At 41.5% G+C, this 16,607-nt stretch carries 20 protein-coding genes; 9 read left to right on the top strand and 11 right to left on the bottom strand.

From position 1 onward, the window contains the following. Positions 1-3: 3 nt before the first annotated feature. Positions 4-1,293: an IMP cyclohydrolase gene (locus NZ583_05845; protein MCS7281132.1), complete on the top strand. Its 1,290-nt coding sequence runs from the start codon at positions 4-6 to the stop codon at positions 1,291-1,293. Between the two features lie 4 nt (positions 1,294-1,297). On the opposite strand, the gene argC is transcribed toward NZ583_05845, so the two are convergent. The 4 genes from argC to NZ583_05825 form a co-directional block, all read right to left on the bottom strand. After that, entirely contained in the window at positions 1,298-2,320 is a 1,023-nt protein-coding gene (gene argC / locus NZ583_05840) for an N-acetyl-gamma-glutamyl-phosphate reductase (GenBank protein ID MCS7281131.1), read from the bottom strand. An 8-nt stretch (positions 2,321-2,328) separates the two neighbouring features. Then, the gene (gene rpsI, locus NZ583_05835; GenBank protein ID MCS7281130.1) at positions 2,329-2,721 is read right to left on the bottom strand and encodes a 30S ribosomal protein S9; all 393 of its coding nucleotides are present in this window, start codon (positions 2,719-2,721) and stop codon (positions 2,329-2,331) included. Continuing rightward, complete coding sequence (gene rplM / locus NZ583_05830) at positions 2,714-3,160, bottom strand: 50S ribosomal protein L13 (GenBank protein MCS7281129.1); 447 nt, start codon at positions 3,158-3,160, stop codon at positions 2,714-2,716. The genes rpsI and rplM overlap by 8 nt, the downstream gene beginning before the upstream one ends. A 638-nt stretch (positions 3,161-3,798) precedes the next feature. Beyond that, positions 3,799-4,737, bottom strand: a complete 939-nt coding sequence (locus tag NZ583_05825; GenBank protein ID MCS7281128.1) for a FecR family protein — start codon at positions 4,735-4,737, stop codon at positions 3,799-3,801. Positions 4,738-5,250: 513 nt separating this feature from the next. Here NZ583_05825 and rpmH point away from each other — a divergent pair. The 7 genes from rpmH (at position 5,251) to NZ583_05790 (ending at position 9,994) form a co-directional block, all read left to right on the top strand. Further along, positions 5,251-5,385 (top strand): 50S ribosomal protein L34, encoded by a 135-nt coding sequence (gene rpmH, locus NZ583_05820; GenBank protein MCS7281127.1) that lies wholly within the window; start codon positions 5,251-5,253, stop codon positions 5,383-5,385. 107 nt (positions 5,386-5,492) lie between these two features. Then, positions 5,493-5,768, top strand: a complete 276-nt coding sequence (gene rnpA / locus NZ583_05815) for a ribonuclease P protein component (GenBank protein ID MCS7281126.1) — start codon at positions 5,493-5,495, stop codon at positions 5,766-5,768. Then, entirely contained in the window at positions 5,765-5,974 is a 210-nt protein-coding gene (gene yidD / locus NZ583_05810; protein ID MCS7281125.1) for a membrane protein insertion efficiency factor YidD, read from the top strand. The genes rnpA and yidD overlap by 4 nt, the downstream gene beginning before the upstream one ends. 12 nt (positions 5,975-5,986) lie before the next feature. Continuing rightward, a complete protein-coding gene (yidC, locus tag NZ583_05805; GenBank protein MCS7281124.1) occupies positions 5,987-7,528 on the top strand; it encodes a membrane protein insertase YidC in 1,542 nt (513 codons plus the stop codon). Positions 7,529-7,538: 10 nt separating this feature from the next. Then, positions 7,539-8,204, top strand: a complete 666-nt coding sequence (locus NZ583_05800) for a protein jag (protein MCS7281123.1) — start codon at positions 7,539-7,541, stop codon at positions 8,202-8,204. After that, on the top strand, positions 8,185-9,558 hold the full coding sequence (gene mnmE, locus NZ583_05795; protein ID MCS7281122.1) for a tRNA uridine-5-carboxymethylaminomethyl(34) synthesis GTPase MnmE: 1,374 nt from the start codon (positions 8,185-8,187) through the stop codon (positions 9,556-9,558). Before NZ583_05800 ends, mnmE begins: the two co-directional genes overlap by 20 nt. Before the next feature lies 1 nt (position 9,559). Next, the gene (locus NZ583_05790; protein ID MCS7281121.1) at positions 9,560-9,994 is read left to right on the top strand and encodes a VOC family protein; all 435 of its coding nucleotides are present in this window, start codon (positions 9,560-9,562) and stop codon (positions 9,992-9,994) included. Between the two features lie 16 nt (positions 9,995-10,010). On the opposite strand, the gene NZ583_05785 is transcribed toward NZ583_05790, so the two are convergent. The 5 genes from NZ583_05785 to NZ583_05765 are packed head-to-tail and all read right to left on the bottom strand — an operon-like array spanning position 10,011 to position 13,479. Continuing rightward, positions 10,011-10,625 carry a DUF4013 domain-containing protein gene (locus NZ583_05785; GenBank protein ID MCS7281120.1) on the bottom strand — a complete coding sequence of 205 codons (615 nt, stop codon included), beginning with the start codon at positions 10,623-10,625 and terminating at the stop codon, positions 10,011-10,013. A gap of 9 nt (positions 10,626-10,634) precedes the next feature. Continuing rightward, positions 10,635-11,426 (bottom strand): SDR family oxidoreductase, encoded by a 792-nt coding sequence (locus NZ583_05780; protein MCS7281119.1) that lies wholly within the window; start codon positions 11,424-11,426, stop codon positions 10,635-10,637. Further along, a complete protein-coding gene (locus NZ583_05775) occupies positions 11,423-12,382 on the bottom strand; it encodes a hypothetical protein (GenBank protein ID MCS7281118.1) in 960 nt (319 codons plus the stop codon). Before NZ583_05775 ends, NZ583_05780 begins: the two co-directional genes overlap by 4 nt. Further along, the gene (locus NZ583_05770) at positions 12,336-13,268 is read right to left on the bottom strand and encodes a ParB/RepB/Spo0J family partition protein (protein ID MCS7281117.1); all 933 of its coding nucleotides are present in this window, start codon (positions 13,266-13,268) and stop codon (positions 12,336-12,338) included. The genes NZ583_05775 and NZ583_05770 overlap by 47 nt, the downstream gene beginning before the upstream one ends. 16 nt (positions 13,269-13,284) lie before the next feature. Further along, on the bottom strand, positions 13,285-13,479 hold the full coding sequence (locus NZ583_05765) for a hypothetical protein (protein ID MCS7281116.1): 195 nt from the start codon (positions 13,477-13,479) through the stop codon (positions 13,285-13,287). A 150-nt stretch (positions 13,480-13,629) separates the two neighbouring features. Between NZ583_05765 and NZ583_05760 the strand changes: the two genes are divergently transcribed. After that, a complete protein-coding gene (locus NZ583_05760) occupies positions 13,630-14,289 on the top strand; it encodes a flavin reductase family protein (protein ID MCS7281115.1) in 660 nt (219 codons plus the stop codon). Positions 14,290-14,468: 179 nt separating this feature from the next. On the opposite strand, the gene NZ583_05755 is transcribed toward NZ583_05760, so the two are convergent. Both NZ583_05755 and NZ583_05750 read right to left on the bottom strand, forming a co-directional pair. After that, on the bottom strand, positions 14,469-14,642 hold the full coding sequence (locus tag NZ583_05755) for a hypothetical protein (GenBank protein MCS7281114.1): 174 nt from the start codon (positions 14,640-14,642) through the stop codon (positions 14,469-14,471). A 311-nt stretch (positions 14,643-14,953) separates the two neighbouring features. Next, positions 14,954-16,510: an acyl-CoA carboxylase subunit beta gene (locus tag NZ583_05750; GenBank protein ID MCS7281113.1), complete on the bottom strand. Its 1,557-nt coding sequence runs from the start codon at positions 16,508-16,510 to the stop codon at positions 14,954-14,956. Positions 16,511-16,607 lie beyond the last annotated feature (97 nt).

Genomic DNA, 16,607 nt, shown 5'->3' with positions numbered 1-16,607 from the left:
AGGATGGAAATGGAAATAAAAAGCATGTACAGAAAGATAGTAAAGGACAACTTCCCTGAAACCATAACCATCGACATTGGAGGTCAGAAGCTTATATTCAGAAAAAGGACATGGAACATTTACGACGAGGACGAAAAATTGAATGTGGAACGGGGCTTAAGGTACGGAGAAAATCCGGACCAGCCCGCAGCCCTTTATGAGCTTATAAACGGTAACGTGATTCTTGGGGATGTTCGGTTTTTCGATCCTGAAAGGGGACTTGTAAGTAAGATAAGAGAGGAGGATATGTTACAGACTGGAAAGCACCCCGGAAAGATAAACCTTACAGATGTGGACAATGCCCTAAACATTTTAAAATTTTTGGATAAAAAGCCGGCCTGTGCCATCATGAAGCACAATAATCCTTCCGGAGTTGCATACGGATCGACCCTCGCAGAAGCTTTTGACAAAGCATTTTGGGCTGACCGAATTGCTGCGTTTGGTGGGGCGGTAGTACTTACAAGGACAGTTGATAAAGAGACTGCCGAACTAGTAGCGAGAAATTACTTTGAAGTTGTGTGTGCTCCTGACTATGAGGGAGGGGCTTTAGACATTTTAAAGAAATGGAAGAACCTTAGAATTCTGAAAATTGAAGAGATTGAGAGGCTCTACGAGTATAAATTCAAACGCTTCCTTGATATAAAGACCTTGATAGACGGCGGGCTTATCGTCCAAGAATCCCAGCCTTTCAAAATAAAAAGTAAGGAAGATCTTAAAATAGCCGAAGCCACGTACAAGGGGAAGACATACAAGATTAATAGACCTCCTACTGAAAAAGAGTACGAGGATATGCTTTTTGGATGGTATGTGGAGGTAGGGGTAACTTCCAACTCGGTTTTATTCGTCAAAGACGAATCGACAGTATCTATTGGGACAGGTGAGCAAGATAGGGTTGGAGTTGTCGAGATAGCGATATTTAAGGCGTACAAAAAATTTATCGACAAAGAGGTCTTCAAAAAATACGGCGTACCTTATGCGGTTTTTAAACTTGAGGCAGAAAGAGGGGAAAGAAACTTGAAGGATCTTCTAGAGATTGAAGAATTGGCTAAAGCTGAGTGTGCAGGACTTAAGGGTTCTGTCCTTGTGTCGGACGGTTTCTTCCCTTTCAGAGATGGTGTTGATGCGGCTATAAAAGAAGGTATAACGGCCGTAATTCAACCGGGAGGTTCGGAAAGGGACTTTGAGGTCATAGAAGCGTGTAACGAAAGGAACGTGACTATGGTTTTCACCGGCCAGAGACTTTTTAAACACTGAAATTTTAAGGATAAAGAGGCAAAGATGTAAGTCCGGTCCTTTCGTCCAGCCCCAAAGCTATATTCATATTCTGGACAGCCTGTCCGGATGCCCCTTTGACTAGATTATCTATTGCTGAAATTACAATGAATCTCCCATCCTCGAAGGCCTTTCCGCCAATGTCACAGAAATTTGAAAACCTAACAAACCTTGTATCAGGAAATAAGTCTTTATCTAGGACCCTTACGAAGTGGTGGGACATGTATTCGGTTCTAAAAATATCTAAGAGCTCCTCCGTTGAGATTTTAGTTTTTAGCTTTCCGTATACGCACGTCAAAATCCCCCTGTTCATGGGTACCAGATGTGGGACGAACGTAATTTTCACATTTTGGAATTTGTTAACCTCTTTTTGAATCTCCGGTTCATGTCTGTGGTTACCTACGTTGTACGCTCTAATCCCTTCCGACACTTCGCAAAAGAGGCTTCCCAATTTTAATTCACGCCCGGCTCCACTAACACCGGATTTGGAATCTATAAATACCTGCCCATCAATAAGACCCCGCTTGAGCAATGGGTAAAGGGCAAGCAACGCCGATGTCACATAGCAGCCGGGATTAGCGATGAGCTTTTTTTTTCTTATGGTGTCTCTGTATATTTCTGGTAATCCGTAAACGCTCTCGGATAAAAGCTCTGGAGCCTTATGAAAGGTATAGTAACGCTCATAGAGAGCCCGATCTTCGAACCTAAAATCCGCGCTGAGATCTATAATGAGGCACTTTCCGTCGTAAAGCTCCTTAGCTTTCTCCATTGATGAACCGTGGGGAAGGCACAAAAAAAAGACATCACATTTTCCTTTGAGATCCTGATCAGTCTTTATAAGCCTTTCTTCGAAAAGCTTAAAAAAAGAGGGAAAGACCTGAGATACTTTTTGTCCCTCGTAAGTATTGGAGGTTATAAAAACTATTTCGACATCGGGGTGGTTAAGAAGTATGGAGAGGAGCACTTGTCCAGTATACCCTGTTGCTCCGACAACTCCCACCCGATACATGGAGGCTTCTATCTCTTGGAGAACTGGAAGCCCCTTCTTGCTCCCCTTCTTCCGTACTTCTTTCTCTCTTTTACCCTTGGATCCCTTCTAAGGAGACCCTCCTTTTTCAGCGCCGGCCTCAAATTCTGATTGTACTCAACAAGGGCTTTAGCTATGCCGTGACCTATTGCCCAAGCTTGGGCAGTAAGTCCTCCTCCCCGGACATTTGCTATGACATCAAATTTTGCAAGAGTATTTGTGACTATGAATGGCCTATTGACCAAGTACCGCCACTCGTAGACGGGAAAGTACTCCTCCAAGCTCCTCCCATTGATAAGATAGTTTCCTTGTCCCTGTTTTATCCACACTCTCGCAACGGCTGTTTTCCTCTTACCAGTTGCGTAGTATCTCTTCTCAGCCACAGATTACCTCCTTCATGTCAAGGGGCTTGGGACTCTGGGCAAAATGTGGATGTTGGCTACCTCTATAAACTTTTAATTTTTTTAACATCTTTCTCCCCAAGCTTCCCTTGGGCAACATTCCTTTAACGGCAAGCTTTAACACTTCTTCTGGCTTCTTTTCTAACATTGTCTTTAGATTCGTGAGTTTTATGCCTCCCGGATAGCCACTGTGACGCGCATAGAATTTGCTAAGGAGCTTTTTCCCCGTAACCTTTATCTTTTCAGCATTTATTACCACCACATAATCCCCGCAGTCGAGGTGCGGGGTGTAAGATGGTTTTGTTTTTCCCATAAGCATTGTGGCAATCTTCGATGCAAGCCGACCGAGGGTCAATCCATTTGCATCTATAAGGTACCAGTCCCTCTTTATCTCTTCCTTTTTTGGAAAGTGCGTCCTCATGATGATTAACCTTTAAAGTAGCCCGTAGTTTAATACATCTCGAGGCACAAGTCAAGAAATTGAGTCTTTTTTAAATCCGGTCATCCTATCTTTTCTGCCCGAAAAATCAGTTAAACGTTTAGATCTTTCTTACTGAAACCATCATGTAACCGTGACTTACAAGGTCGATGAATGAATCTTAAAAAGTACGGTCCAGACGAGGAATCCTATTTTTGTGGAATTTGAAATTATAAACCTCCGTTCTATATACCGTAGGGGCGCGTACGATAACCGAATACAAATGGCTGACACATGGATTTGGTGTCTCTTGTGAAACTTTATCGAAGTCGGCACGATGCAAAAACCTGTCCCTTAATTTAAGGTTTTGAAAAACATTCATCTTTTGAGGCCAAATTGAAAGGGATAGAAACGCCAGTGGAAGGTTTTGATGATGATGAACAAGATTTGTGAAAACTTATGCAAATAGCAAGGAGATTGAAGACCCGTTGGGATCGCCTTGGCGATTTGACAAACGTAGAGATGAAGCTCAACCACCTGATAGGCCTCAGCTACTGATTAGGCTTAACGTTATTTTTGTAAAACGATTTTGATAGACAATTACTTATTACGGATCAATTGGGCAAAGGTGAGTAAGTCCATCATCTAAACCTATACTGAGTTATCCTGCCCGAAGGCTCGATCAATGCCTCGGTGCCTTTAGGGATTATGAGAGTCTCGTTAGTTTTGGTTATTGTTACTTCCACCTCTCCTTGAAATACTAGAAGTCTTAATTTGCTCCCATCCGCTTCACATATAAACTCCGTTCCCCGCGCACCAAATGTGGCGTAGGGTGAGATTGGGCCGGAGGGAGTGCATACATAACCAGGATGAAAAAACTCGCAAACCCATATATAGAATCTCTTTTGCTCTTCCTTTCCTATCTTTTCCTCCATCCATCCCTTTATAGTTCTTAGATCCTCCTTGTACTCATCGATGATCCTTTCAAGTTTCTCCAAATATCTTTTTTGATTCTCGATCTGGACATGGATTTTTCCCTTTAAGAATTCAAAGATCTCTTCCGAAGGATCGTCTTTAGTGATGATAAAACTCGTATCCGGCTCAAGCTTAAGCTTACCTCTACCTTCAAGAAAGACAATCTCAGCTCTTCCATCACGGCCTGTAATTATCATGTCTCCTTCTCGAAAAGTCGAGTATATTTTACATTGAGCGGAACTCTTATCGTTTACATTTATAACCTTTACTTCACCTGAGCAATTTTTTACGACTCCAACGGTTTTTTGCGAAATTATCGTCTCATAGTCTGATTTTAGCCTTCTTTCTTCGATATTTAACCTCTCCAACTCCATAAGGAGTTCCATTCTTTGAGTGCTCAATTTTTTTTGGGTTTCTTTTGCCGTAAGATAGGATTTCTGGGCAAGGGGTTCAGCAAGCATGGCATTCTTTTTCTGTTCTTCGGTTCCTGTAGCCTTTGCTTTCTGAATGTCGGCAAGAAGTTTGGTTACTTCCTTTAAATTTTCCTCATTTTTGGCTATCTTTAGGTCGACTTCTCTTATTTTTTCCTTAACTCTTGTTTTCATATTCTGGATGTCAAAATATATGGAAAGCCAGATTGCTAAAGTCTTCGAGGTCACTTCCGTTGAAAGACAAACTAACAGTAAAGCTGTACTCAAAACTAGTACTACAGATTTGAGGACCATCTAAACAGTCCTATTTCGTATTTTATCATCTGCAACTTCTACATTTTGTACGTTAAGAATAAACTGAGCCAATCACATACCTTATGGTAAGCGTTTATTATCCGATGAATCACGCAAAAAGCATTCTTGACGTGATTGTACCATACTTTGTTTCCGGACTTAATAGAAAAGTTGAGATTAAATACCGAGAGCGCCGAAGCCTACCTAAACCTTTTGTCGAACGGGCTTTTTTTAATTTGTTCAAGTAAAAGTTTTGGAAAAGCGGCTACAAGTAGAGCCGGTAGAATTGAAACCTTATAGGAATCACTCCTAAGAGTTTCTCTCAATTCGAGGAGTTTGACATAAGTCGGCCTTTGTTGATATTTTATTCCACAAAACGGAAAGAGGTGGAAAATGAAGCGGACGTATCAGCCACACAACGTAAGAAGAAAGAGGACACACGGGTTTTTAGTGAGAATGAGGACTAAAGGCGGAAGAAAGGTTATAAATAGGCGACGGGCCAAAGGCCGAAAACAGCTTACCGTTTAAGGGACGATTCTTAGGATCTATCTCAGTCCATGTCCTCTATCTTCCCCAAAGAGGAATCTGGACGCAAAAAAAAACAAAAGCTTTTAAACTCGAACAAAAAAAACTGGGTGAGAATTAGAGAGACGGAACATTTTCGGCTTTTTGAGACGGATGATGACGGTGAAATGACGCCTTTTTACGTTTCTGTTAGTAAAAAAGTAGGCAATGCGGTAAGGAGGAATAGGATTAAGAGGATAACCAGAGAATTTTTAAGACTCCACAGGGACCTTTTGCCAGCCCAAAAAAAAGTGCTTATTAAGGTGAAGAAGATCCCAGAAAACCCTGGTCTTACGACACTGGAGAGCGAATTTTTGGCGCTCTTTAAAGGGGAAAGGCAGGGATGAGAAGAATAGTGGTTCACCTTATAGAGCTTTACAGAATCTTCGTTTCACCTTTTCTTCCCTGTGAGTGCAGATATTATCCTACGTGTTCCGCGTACGCAAAAGAGGCTATAGAAAAAAAGGGGATAGTAAAAGGGATTCTACTTGCTCTAAAAAGGATACTCAGGTGTAATCCTTTTTTTCCCGGAGGTTACGATCCTGTTCCATGATGGAGGAAGCGCATGGAAAAGAGAGTCATACTTGCGTTTATACTGATGCTTCTCGTGCTATTCATCTTCCAGGTTTATTTTACACCCAAGCCTCAGGAGCCCTCCAAAAAAACGGAGAAGAAGCCAGTCGAAAAAAAGATTGAAGGTGAAAGGTTCCCTAAAAAGGTTACACCCTTAAGGTTTTCCCCGAAAGAGATAGTTGTTGAGAATTCAGTATTCAGAGTGACTTTTACGGAGGCAGGCGGTGGAATTAAAAGCGTAAAGCTCAAAGGGTACAAAGAGAGCATAAAGGAAGAGAAGGAAAAAGAGTTAATAGAAGACATAAAGCCTTACTCTTCTATTCCGGCTCTGGGATTTCTCGTAGAAGACAGGCTTCAAGAGGAGCCAGTGTGTCAAGGACCCTCTCATGGTTTAGTTGTCAAAGATTCTCCAAAGGAAATAACATTTGTCTGTTCGCTTTCGAATGGCGGTTCCGTGACAAAGACTTATAAGATATACCCGTCAGAGTACTATATGGATTTTAAAATCGACACGGACACACAAACTGAATCAACACTGGGCCTTGATATTGCGGCCATTTCTGCCACAAAAAAGACACACACTTTCAAAGGACCGTTTGTATTTGATGGTAAAAATTTGGAACAGATAGAAAAGGTTGAAAGGAAGATAACCCCTAAGAAAGATTATAAGTACGCTGGGCTCGATGAGGGCTATTTTGCCATCATATGGATACCGGAAGATAAAAAGCCCGAACTTCTCATCACGAAGACCGAGGAAAACGTTCCGGCTGTGAGATTATTGCCTAAAGGCGAAGATATATCGGGTAAACTTTTTTTTGGTCCAAAAAAGACTGAAATCTTAAAGGCCCTCAACGTTAAAGCAGAAAAGATAATCGACTTTGGATGGTTCGACTTAATAGCAAAACCTCTCGTTGCAATCCTTAATTTTTCCCACAAACTGACCGGTAACTACGGCGTCGACATAATAATCCTCACCATCCTCATAAAGATTCTTTTCCATCCCCTTACAGTGAAGAGCTATAAATCGATGAAAGAGATGCAAAAACTTCAGCCCCAGATTGCTAAGCTGAGAGAAAAGTATAAAGATAACAGAGAAAAGCTCAACCAGGAGCTTATGGAGCTTTATAGGAGAAGAGGGATAAATCCTATGAGCGGTTGTCTCCCGATCCTCATCCAGATTCCGGTCTTCTTTGCTCTCTATAAGGCATTGACGGGTGCTATAGAACTAAGACATGCTCCTTTCGTGCTTTGGATTAAAGATCTATCAGAGCCGGAGGATCTCTTTTCCATAGAGATTGCGGGATTTTCGATCCCCGTTAGGGTTCTTCCACTCGTTATGGGAATCACGCAGGTCATTCAACAAAAGATGACACCTACAGGAGGTGACCCACTTCAGGAAAAGATAATGCTTCTTATGCCAATTTTTTTCACATTTCTTTTTTGGGGGTTTCCTTCTGGGCTTGTCCTATACTGGCTAGTAAATAACGTGGTCTCCATATTCCAGCAGTTAATCATCAACAAAAAAGTAAAATAGGGGGAAAAACATGAATTACGTTGAAGTGGAAGGAAAAACCTACGAAGAGGCAGTAAAAAAAGCTTGCATTGAACTGAACGCAAAAGAAGAAGACCTTGATATAGAAGTTAAGGAGATAGATACAAAAGGGATACTCGGTATTCTTGGATCAAAAAAAGTTCGTATAATAGCGAAGCTGAAAACGAAACATGATGAACTGGAGACTCCGGAAGAGTACGGGAAGAAATTTATAAAGACTTTGATGGATATGCTAGGGCTGGCCTCTGAGGTCACAACAAAAAAAATCAAGGACAGGATTGTGTTTAGCCTTTCCTCAAAAGAAGGCAACATTTTCATCGGGAAAAACGGAGAGGTGATGGAAGCTTTTCAGTACATCTTGAGGCTTGTGATTGCTAAAAAATTTAAGCAAAACTTTAAACTCTTATTCGACATAAACGGTTACAGGGAGAGAAGGAGAAGAGCTCTAATCGATATGGCTAAAAGACTATCGATTAAAGTCAAACGCACAGGAAAGCCAGTAAAGACTGAGCCACTTAACGCCTATGAAAGAAGGACAATACATACCTTCTTTAAGAACGACAAAGGGATTGAGACACGTAGCGAAGGCGAAGGTCCGACAAAGAGAGTGGTGATAAGCTTAAGAAAAGAGAAACGAGATGATGACGGGAAGAGATGATACAATTTGTGCGATTTCAACTCCACCAGGAGAATCAGGAATTGGCATTATAAGGATAAGCGGGCCACTCGCTTATCCTATTTTGAAAAAGATCTTCAGACCAAAATCTCAAGCAAAAGAATTTCTTTCACACAGATTCTATCTGGGAAAAATAGTCGACCCACATACGGAAAAGCAAATAGACGAGGTTCTCGCCGTCTACATGAAAGCTCCTAAGACTTATACGCGGGAAGACGTAGTTGAGATCCACTCCCATGGCGGATATTTCGTAGAACAGAGGATTTTGAGCGTTGTCTTAAACTGCGGCGCAAGACTTGCGGAACCAGGGGAATTCACAAAAAGGGCTTTCCTCAACGGCAGGATCGATCTCTTGCAGGCCGAATCTGTCATAAACATCATCCAGAGCGAAAGTGAAGAGGAACTCGATTGTGCTCTTGCCCAGCTTGATGGAAAACTGTCTAAAAGGATCGGAAAAATAAAAGACGACATAAAACTGGCCCTTGCCCTTGTGGAAGCTAAAATAGATTTCCCGGAGGAGGAAATCCCAGTCGACCTAGAAGAGATCCTTTCTTTAGCGGAAAGGGCAAAGAGGCATATCGCATATCTTTTAGAGTCATATAGCAGGGGAAAGATAATAAGGGAAGGGTATCTGGTTCTGCTTTACGGTAGAACGAATGTGGGTAAATCGAGCCTTCTAAACGAAATCGTCCTAAAAGAAAGGGCTATCGTCACTCCGATTCCAGGAACAACAAGGGATCTAATTGAGGATGTGATAAATCTAAAAGGGATAAAGGTTAGGATCGTAGATACGGCGGGAATAAGAGAGCCCCAGGATCTCGTAGAGAAAGAGGGTATAGAGAGAGTGAAAAGGAAAATTTCGGAGGCTGATCTCATCCTTTGGGTTATAGATGGTTCTTCGCCTCTTACAGATCAAGACCTGAAAATTTACGAAGAGCTGAAAGGATCGGATGTAATTGCAGTGGTCAATAAAATCGATCTTGAAGTGAAGCTAGATTTGAGATCTTTCGAAGAAAATGGGGTCGATTATGTAAAGACTTCAGCCCTCACGGGTGAAGGAATAGGAGAGCTCAAAGAGGCGATATACAGAAGAATCATAGGAAAAACGCAAAAAAGAGGAAGAGTCATAATAACGAGCCTTAGGCACAAAAACGCACTGGAAAGAGCGAAAGAATGTTTAGAGCGGGCCATATTAGGTGTAAAAACTGGCCTTTCTGAGGAATTTTTAGCATTCGAGCTAAACGAGGCGTTGTCTAAGATTGGAGAGATCACAGGAGAAATCTACACTGACGAAATTTTAGACGAAATATTCACAAGATTCTGCATCGGTAAGTGAGATGAAACTCAAGCTTGATCACATAGGGTTCGTGACGACAGAGAGGGAAAGAGTGGAAAGCATATTAAGAAGGATAGGGCTGGAATCGATCACTAAGCATGTGCCAGATGAAATTCAGAAAGTTTCGGCTTCTTTTGCTGATATAGGAGAGAATGACAGGGTATACCTTGAGATTTTAACGCCAACCTCTTCCGATTCACCCATATCTAATTTTCTTCAAAAAAAAGGACCGGGACTACACCATCTCTGTTTTGAAGTGGAAGATATCGAAGAGGCGAAAAAGATCTTTGTCCAAGCAGGATTCAGAGTTGTCGTAGAACCGAGGGAATGTGAGGCTTACGACATAAATCTGGGAAGAAATCCAAAAAAGACAACAAAGATCGCTTTTCTTTTCATCCCAAATTTCCTACTTGTGGAACTGATAGAAAAAGAGTAAATCCCATCTCCACGCCTTAAAGAGTGGCTCTTTTAAAAAGGGTTGCAAAAAAATAAGAAGAGAGAAGAAAGGTGTAATAAGTCGTAAGGGAAGAAATAATAAAGCCGATATAAGGGATAGCAATCAAAGCTTTTGATACAAAAAGAGCAAAAAAGGCACAGATAAAACCCGTAATGTATGGGACAGATACTTCTTTTATGGCCACAAGTATTTTTTCATAATCGAAGGCATCCTTTATGTGCATCTTCTGAGCGTAGACCGAAAAGGCGAAGGGAAGTGGAAAACTGAAGATGAAAAAAAGAGGGTAGGAAAAAAATGTCAGAACCTTTCCTATAAAACCGACAATGCCTTCCATGTTCGAGAAAAAGTAACCTATAGAGAGAATGAAAGAGGGAAGGGCGAAATAGATAACACATATAATAACTATCCTTAGGCCCTCAACCCAGATCTGGGATTTGTTTTCCCATGTTGGAATTCCTATATTGCCAAAAAGAAACGTTTTTGCCATCTTCACTACGTAACCTATGGAAAAGAAATTGAGAATGGGGATATAGATCGCAAGACCCGGAAGGACCCAGCGAATGAGGTACTTTGAATCGAACGTATACCGAACGAAGGTCAAAAGGTTCATAATTTGCCTTTACTTTTTTAGAGATTCTAAGAAATCCAGAAATGGCTGTCCGGTGTAACCTGTCATTCCGCCATCAAGAACTATAGTTTCTCCGTTTATGTATTGTGCTTCCTCCGAGGCAAGAAAAAGAACGAGGGACACGAATTCATGGATCTCTGCCATTCTCCCTAATGGTGTACGTTTGGAAAGAAAATCGACGAAAATTTCTCTTTTAATCAGACTTTCGTTCATTCCTCCCTTTATAAAACCGGGTGCCAACGCACATACGGTGACGCCTTTCTGCGCCCACTCGTAACCCAGAATTCTGGTCATTGAGATTATTGCAGCCTTACTTACTGCGTAGGGAAGGAACCCTTTTTCGCCGAATAAAGCTGCTTGAGATGCGATGTTTATTATTCGGCCTCTTTTTCTTTCGAGCATCTTTTTACCAAAGTGGTAGGTTACATAAAAGGTCCCCTTAATGTTTACGTCTATTACTCTTTCGAAATCCTCCTTTTTCAGTTTTTCAGATGGAAGAATGGGGTTTATCACCGCTGCGTTGTTAATAAGAACATCAACCCTTCCGTGCCTTCCTGCAAAGTCTTCGCTAATCTCTTCAATCCTCTGATAATCTGAAATGTCCCCCTCATATACCACAAGATTTCCCTTCTCTGCGTACTCATTTTTTAATGCTTCGAGCCTTCCTTTATCCCTTCCGTTTGTACCTACTATAGCTCCCTCTTTTAAGAAAGCTGAAACGAGCGCTTTCCCTAAACCCCTAGATCCACCAGTTACAAAAACTACTTTGTCTTTGAACCTCATATTTCCCCTCCATAGAAAGATCTGACTCTCTCATCAAATTTACAGATAAGATCCGCATTTTTTGTTATATCCTCACCTGTAACCGACTTCCACACAAATGGTCTTTCCATGCAAAGGTAAATGAAAAGATCAGAGTCCTTTTCTTTGAGACATTCGTAAATGTGTTTATAAGCATTTATTCTTTGAGCCTTTAAATACCTCATTTTTCCGTCTTCGCCAAGAATGAATTCACCAAAGAACAGGTTTTTTCTCTTTTCCTCGAGTAGAACCCTAAATAACGATCTTGGAAATCTAAGTGCACCTAGACTGACCCATATGACCCTTTTTAAGTCGATTGTTCTTGCTATATCATCTATTAATGCTCCGTAATCCTTTTCGAAACCTGGATATATTATTATGGGATCGAAATGTAAGCCTACATAAAGACCCACATCTATTGCTTTTTTTAAAGCGAGCAACCTTTTCCTTAACGGACTTGTCCTTTTTTCTTCGTTTTTTATGATCTTTTCTGGTGCAACTGAGAACGATATCACAGTGTATCTGTTCAGATACGGCAGAAGATGGTCAATATACGCCCATTTTGACTTAAGTTCTAATATAGCCCTCCTCCGAGTACCGAAAAATTCTATAAGCGGGACATTAAGCCTCAAAATCCTATCAAGGGCGAGACTGTCAGAGAGTTCACCGGTACAGAATCTCATAACTTGGTTAGGTTCATTTTCAATCTCGGCATCTATCTGGGAAATAATGTACCTAATATCATTTACGGCCTTGATTTCACTAGAATTCAAATAAGTCCTCAAAACGCAGTAGGAGCAGAAAAGAACACAACCCTCGATCATGTCGATTATCTTCAAACCGCAACATATATGATTTTTCGTACCGGGACAATCCCTTACGATATGCCCCTTAGGCTCGACTAATCTTACCCTGTGTAAGGGCGAAGATTTTTTCAAAGTACCCCCTTCCTAAAGCTACTTGTAATTTTTTTAAAGCTAGATCGACATCTTCGACAGATTTGGCCAAGATCGATATTTCCATCTCCTCTTTTTCGAAGAAGGGATCCACCTTTATCTTTGTGGTATTTGGCAACTTTATCATACCCAAGATTCCAAAAAATTCCGTGCAGAGCGCGGAAATTGAAGGAGAAACTTCTTTTTTGAGTAAAAATTTGGCTTCGTCAATCGTCTGAGCTTGCTCGAATGTAGAAAATGGGATATCACCGAATTTTACTTCCGCAAGGAGAACAAGCTCCAAAAATTCCCGTAGCGAACTTTCAGTTATTTTTTTATTTTGAAGAAAGTTAAGTAGTTTTTTCCTGCTTTCCTCTGTAAGATCGAAAAAGTAGCCTATTGTTTTCATAGAGAGGGAATTTTGACAAAAATAGAACTTGATCGTTTCTTCCTCACTCGCTATCTTAATACAAAGACTCTTTATTTTTTGACTTCTTCCAAGACCAAAAAAACCCATAAGCTCGAATATCTCATCATCCGAGAACCCGAACTCACACATTTTTGCAATAGCATGTGCCTTTTCTACTATATTTAAGCCCCGTGCGATATTGGCAAGGATAGCAATCATAAGCGCCCGATAAGGCTCAACTGAGAGTACGTACGCTGGAACGGCTTCTAACTCTAATTTCGAAGCGTACCTTATTCTTCTTAAACCATCAATGACTTTAAGAGGCTTTCCAGCTAAAAGGAGGACAGGAGTTATTAAACGGGTCTTTCCGATGTACCATTCGAGTCTTGGATCATCATGAGGAAAGGAGATAGTATAGGTATTGTCGGTTAAATCTACGTCGGAAATGTCTACGTAAACTAGATCGCCATGCTCCTTCAAAATCTGGTTCCGGACTCTACAAGGTTCGGGTCAGATTGTAATCTTTGAAAAAGTATTCGAAATTCTCATCTTCTAGGAATTCGTCTATTGTTATCTCCCTTGTTACCACACTACTTCCACACTCGGGACAGAAGAGATTCTTCCTGTCGAAGCAGTAAAAAGAGAAGCCGCACAGATTGCACGTATATTCTTCTAAAAATCTCCTCACCATACCTCCTTCGATCTTTAAAAAGATTTTTGTTGAAAAAGGAGATTTTTTCAATGTACCCTAGTCTAAGTATAATCCCCCTTACCAAAAAAATCAATAACGGGGGTTATTGCCGATAAATCACCATCCGAACAAAAGTAAAGGAGGCTAAAGATGCGCTATGACCCAGAGCTTAACGACCACGGATTACCTTACAATCCGTACAAATCCTGCGTTATACCAAGACCGATCGGTTGGATATCGACCGTTAGCCCCGAGGGTATTCACAACTTGGCTCCCTTCAGTCAGTTTCAAAGCCTCAACTTTGATCCCCCTTACGTTATCTTCTCGGCTAATCAAAACACAAAGGGCCAAAAGAAGGACACGATCATAAATATAGAAAGGACTGGAGAGTTCGGATACAGCATGGCTACCTACGACTTAAGGGAAAAAGTCAACATCACAGCAATGGAGGTTCCTTTTGAAATCGATGAATTTGAACTTGCGGGTCTTTCGAAGGAACCATCTTTAAAAATAAAGCCCAGTCTTGTTGCAGAATCGCCTATAAAATTCGAATGTGTCTTACACCAGCTCATAAGGATACCGGGAAGGAGTCCTATGGGCACAATCGATGTTGTAATAGGCAGAGTTGTAATGATCCACATAGATGATGGTGTGATAGGACAAGATGGAAAGGTAGACGTTCTCAAGATAAAACCCCTTGCCCGGCTCGGTTATAACGATTATACTTTTGTGAATAATCTTTTCGAAATGGTGATTCCCGGCGGAAATGAAGCTTTAATCAGGGGAATGTGCGGGGAGCGACGTCAATAAGGTGAAAAATCTTTTGTTTGAGTAAAAGATCGGACATGAACATAAAGACAGAAGGACTGGACTTAATCCTACTTTAAATGTTTAATATCTACGTTGCTGAGTATGGCGGGTCCACAAAGACTCTCTGCAGAGCTTACACTTGAAGAGGTTGATCTTCATAGGTACTTTGACTGCAAACACTACAGAAGGTGTCTTGTCTTTGCGGCTGTCATGAAATGGGTGTCTTTTAGCTGCAAGGACTGTAAAAACTTTCTAAGATCAAAAAAAGGATATATGGGCAAATGTTCTATCTCCGAAAGACTCGGCTCGTAAAGCGCGAAAGCTATGAACCTTATGCCATCAAAACGGTTCAAAGGGAATCAAGAATCATCTTAGAATTTGAAAACTTTTTCGTTACTGAAAAAATAGCCAAAACTCACCTTTAGAAATTAAGATTTGATAAAACTCAAAAAAAGCAAAAAAACTCATATTTTTGTGAGTGAAATATTTTATTACGGTAACGAATAGGAGTGTGCCAATTAGACCCGGGCCCGCATGAAAGATAGATTAGAGAATATGTGCGGAAATTCTATGGGAGGCCAAAAGCTCAAATTAGCTGTGGAACATAACCCATAAGGAGCTTGAGGGTGAAAAAATAAAAAAACCCGGGAAACCCGGGTTTAGTTTAAAGGTTAATGTTTGAGTACTTTTTGTCTGGTCTTTGGACTCTTTTGTTTTCTAGTACCTCCAAGGCTCTGCATATGTACTTTCTTGTGTACCTAGGCATAATGACGTCATCCACATAACCCCTCTCTGCAGCTTGGTACGGGTTTTCGAGTTTGGATCTATACTCTTCTATGAGCCTTTTTGCCGTCTCTTTCGGATTTTCAGACTGTTTTATCTCTTTTGCATAAATTACACTTGCTGCTGTCTCAGCCCCAACTATGTTGATTTTTGCGGTTGGCCACGCAAACACGAGATCCGCTCCGATACTTTTGTCAAGCATCGCGTAATGGGCGCCCGCGTAAGACTTGCCTATGATGACCGAAATTAGAGGAACAGTTGCCTCGGACCAGGCAAAAAGAGTTTTTGCACCATGGCGGAGAATACCTCTCCATTCATGGTAAGAACCTATCCAGAATGCTGGACAGTCAACGAAAGTGACAACTGGTATGTTAAAAAGGTCGCAGAATCTTACAAATCTTGCAAGCTTGTCAGATGCGTCGCAGTCAAGCCCGCCCATCAGGACTTTTGGCTGATTAGCAACTATACCAGCTACCCTTCCGTCGAAACGGGCAAATCCCACAATGAGGTTTTGGGCAAAGTATTTATGAATCTCGAAGAAGCTGCCTTTGTCGACAACCATCTCGATTAAGGGTTTCATATCGTAAGGCACTCTCAAGTTTGGATCGGGAAGGAACTCATCCAGTTCTGGGATCTCTCTTTCGGGATCGTCGTATCTTTCGCCTCTCGGAGGCTTCTCCTTATTGTTGGAAGGAAGGTACGAGAGAAGCTTTTTACAAAGCTCTATGCACTCGTAATCGTCTTCGCCGACTATGTGGGTACTTCCGGCTTTTTTCGCGTGAGGCTCCCAGCCGCAGAGTTCTTCGAGTGTGATATCTTCACCGGTCTGAGTTTTGACAAAGGCAGGTCCCGCTATCCCTATGAATCCGGTTTTTTTACTCTGAATTAGGAAGTCGTTCATGATGGGATGGTACGCTTGGCCACCAAGACATGGTCCAAGAAGGAGGGCAATCTGCGGAATTACGCCAGAGGCAAGAGTCTGGGCTCTAAAGAGCCATCCGTATGCTTCAAGACAGTCCATACCTTCTTGGAGTCTCGCTCCCGCCGAGTCATTTATGCCGATGAAAGGCCAACCTTTCTCCATAGCAAACTGGACCGCCCAGACAAATTTTTTTCCGTGGTATTCTCCGTAAGTACCGGCCATGGAGGTGTAATCTTCTGAGGCAATGACGACATACCTGCCGTTTACCTTGCCGTACCCTGTGATCACACCTTCTGCGGGTATGTATCTATCGGCCATTCCAAATTTCGTCTGTCTGTGTGTGACAAAGAGCCCAACCTCAGTAAAAGTGCCAGGATCACACAAAAGCTCTATTCTTTCCCTTGCGTTGGTCTGACCTTTCTCTTTTCTTTTTCTTAACTCCTCTTCGCCACCCATAGCAAGCGCTCTCTGTCTTCTGGCCATGTATTCTTCGTAGATCTTATCGAACTTTCCCATTAGGTTCCTCCTGGATTATGTTATTTTTTTCACATTGTATTATATGATTTCCACAAAACCCTTGTCAATAAATTTAGTACCCAAATCTCTAACCAAG

This window comes from Thermodesulfobacteriota bacterium (assembly GCA_025062045.1).
In the GTDB taxonomy this organism is placed as follows: domain Bacteria; phylum Desulfobacterota; class Syntrophorhabdia; order Syntrophorhabdales; family JANXAF01; genus JANXAF01.
This window is presented reverse-complemented; position numbering and strand designations above follow the sequence as displayed.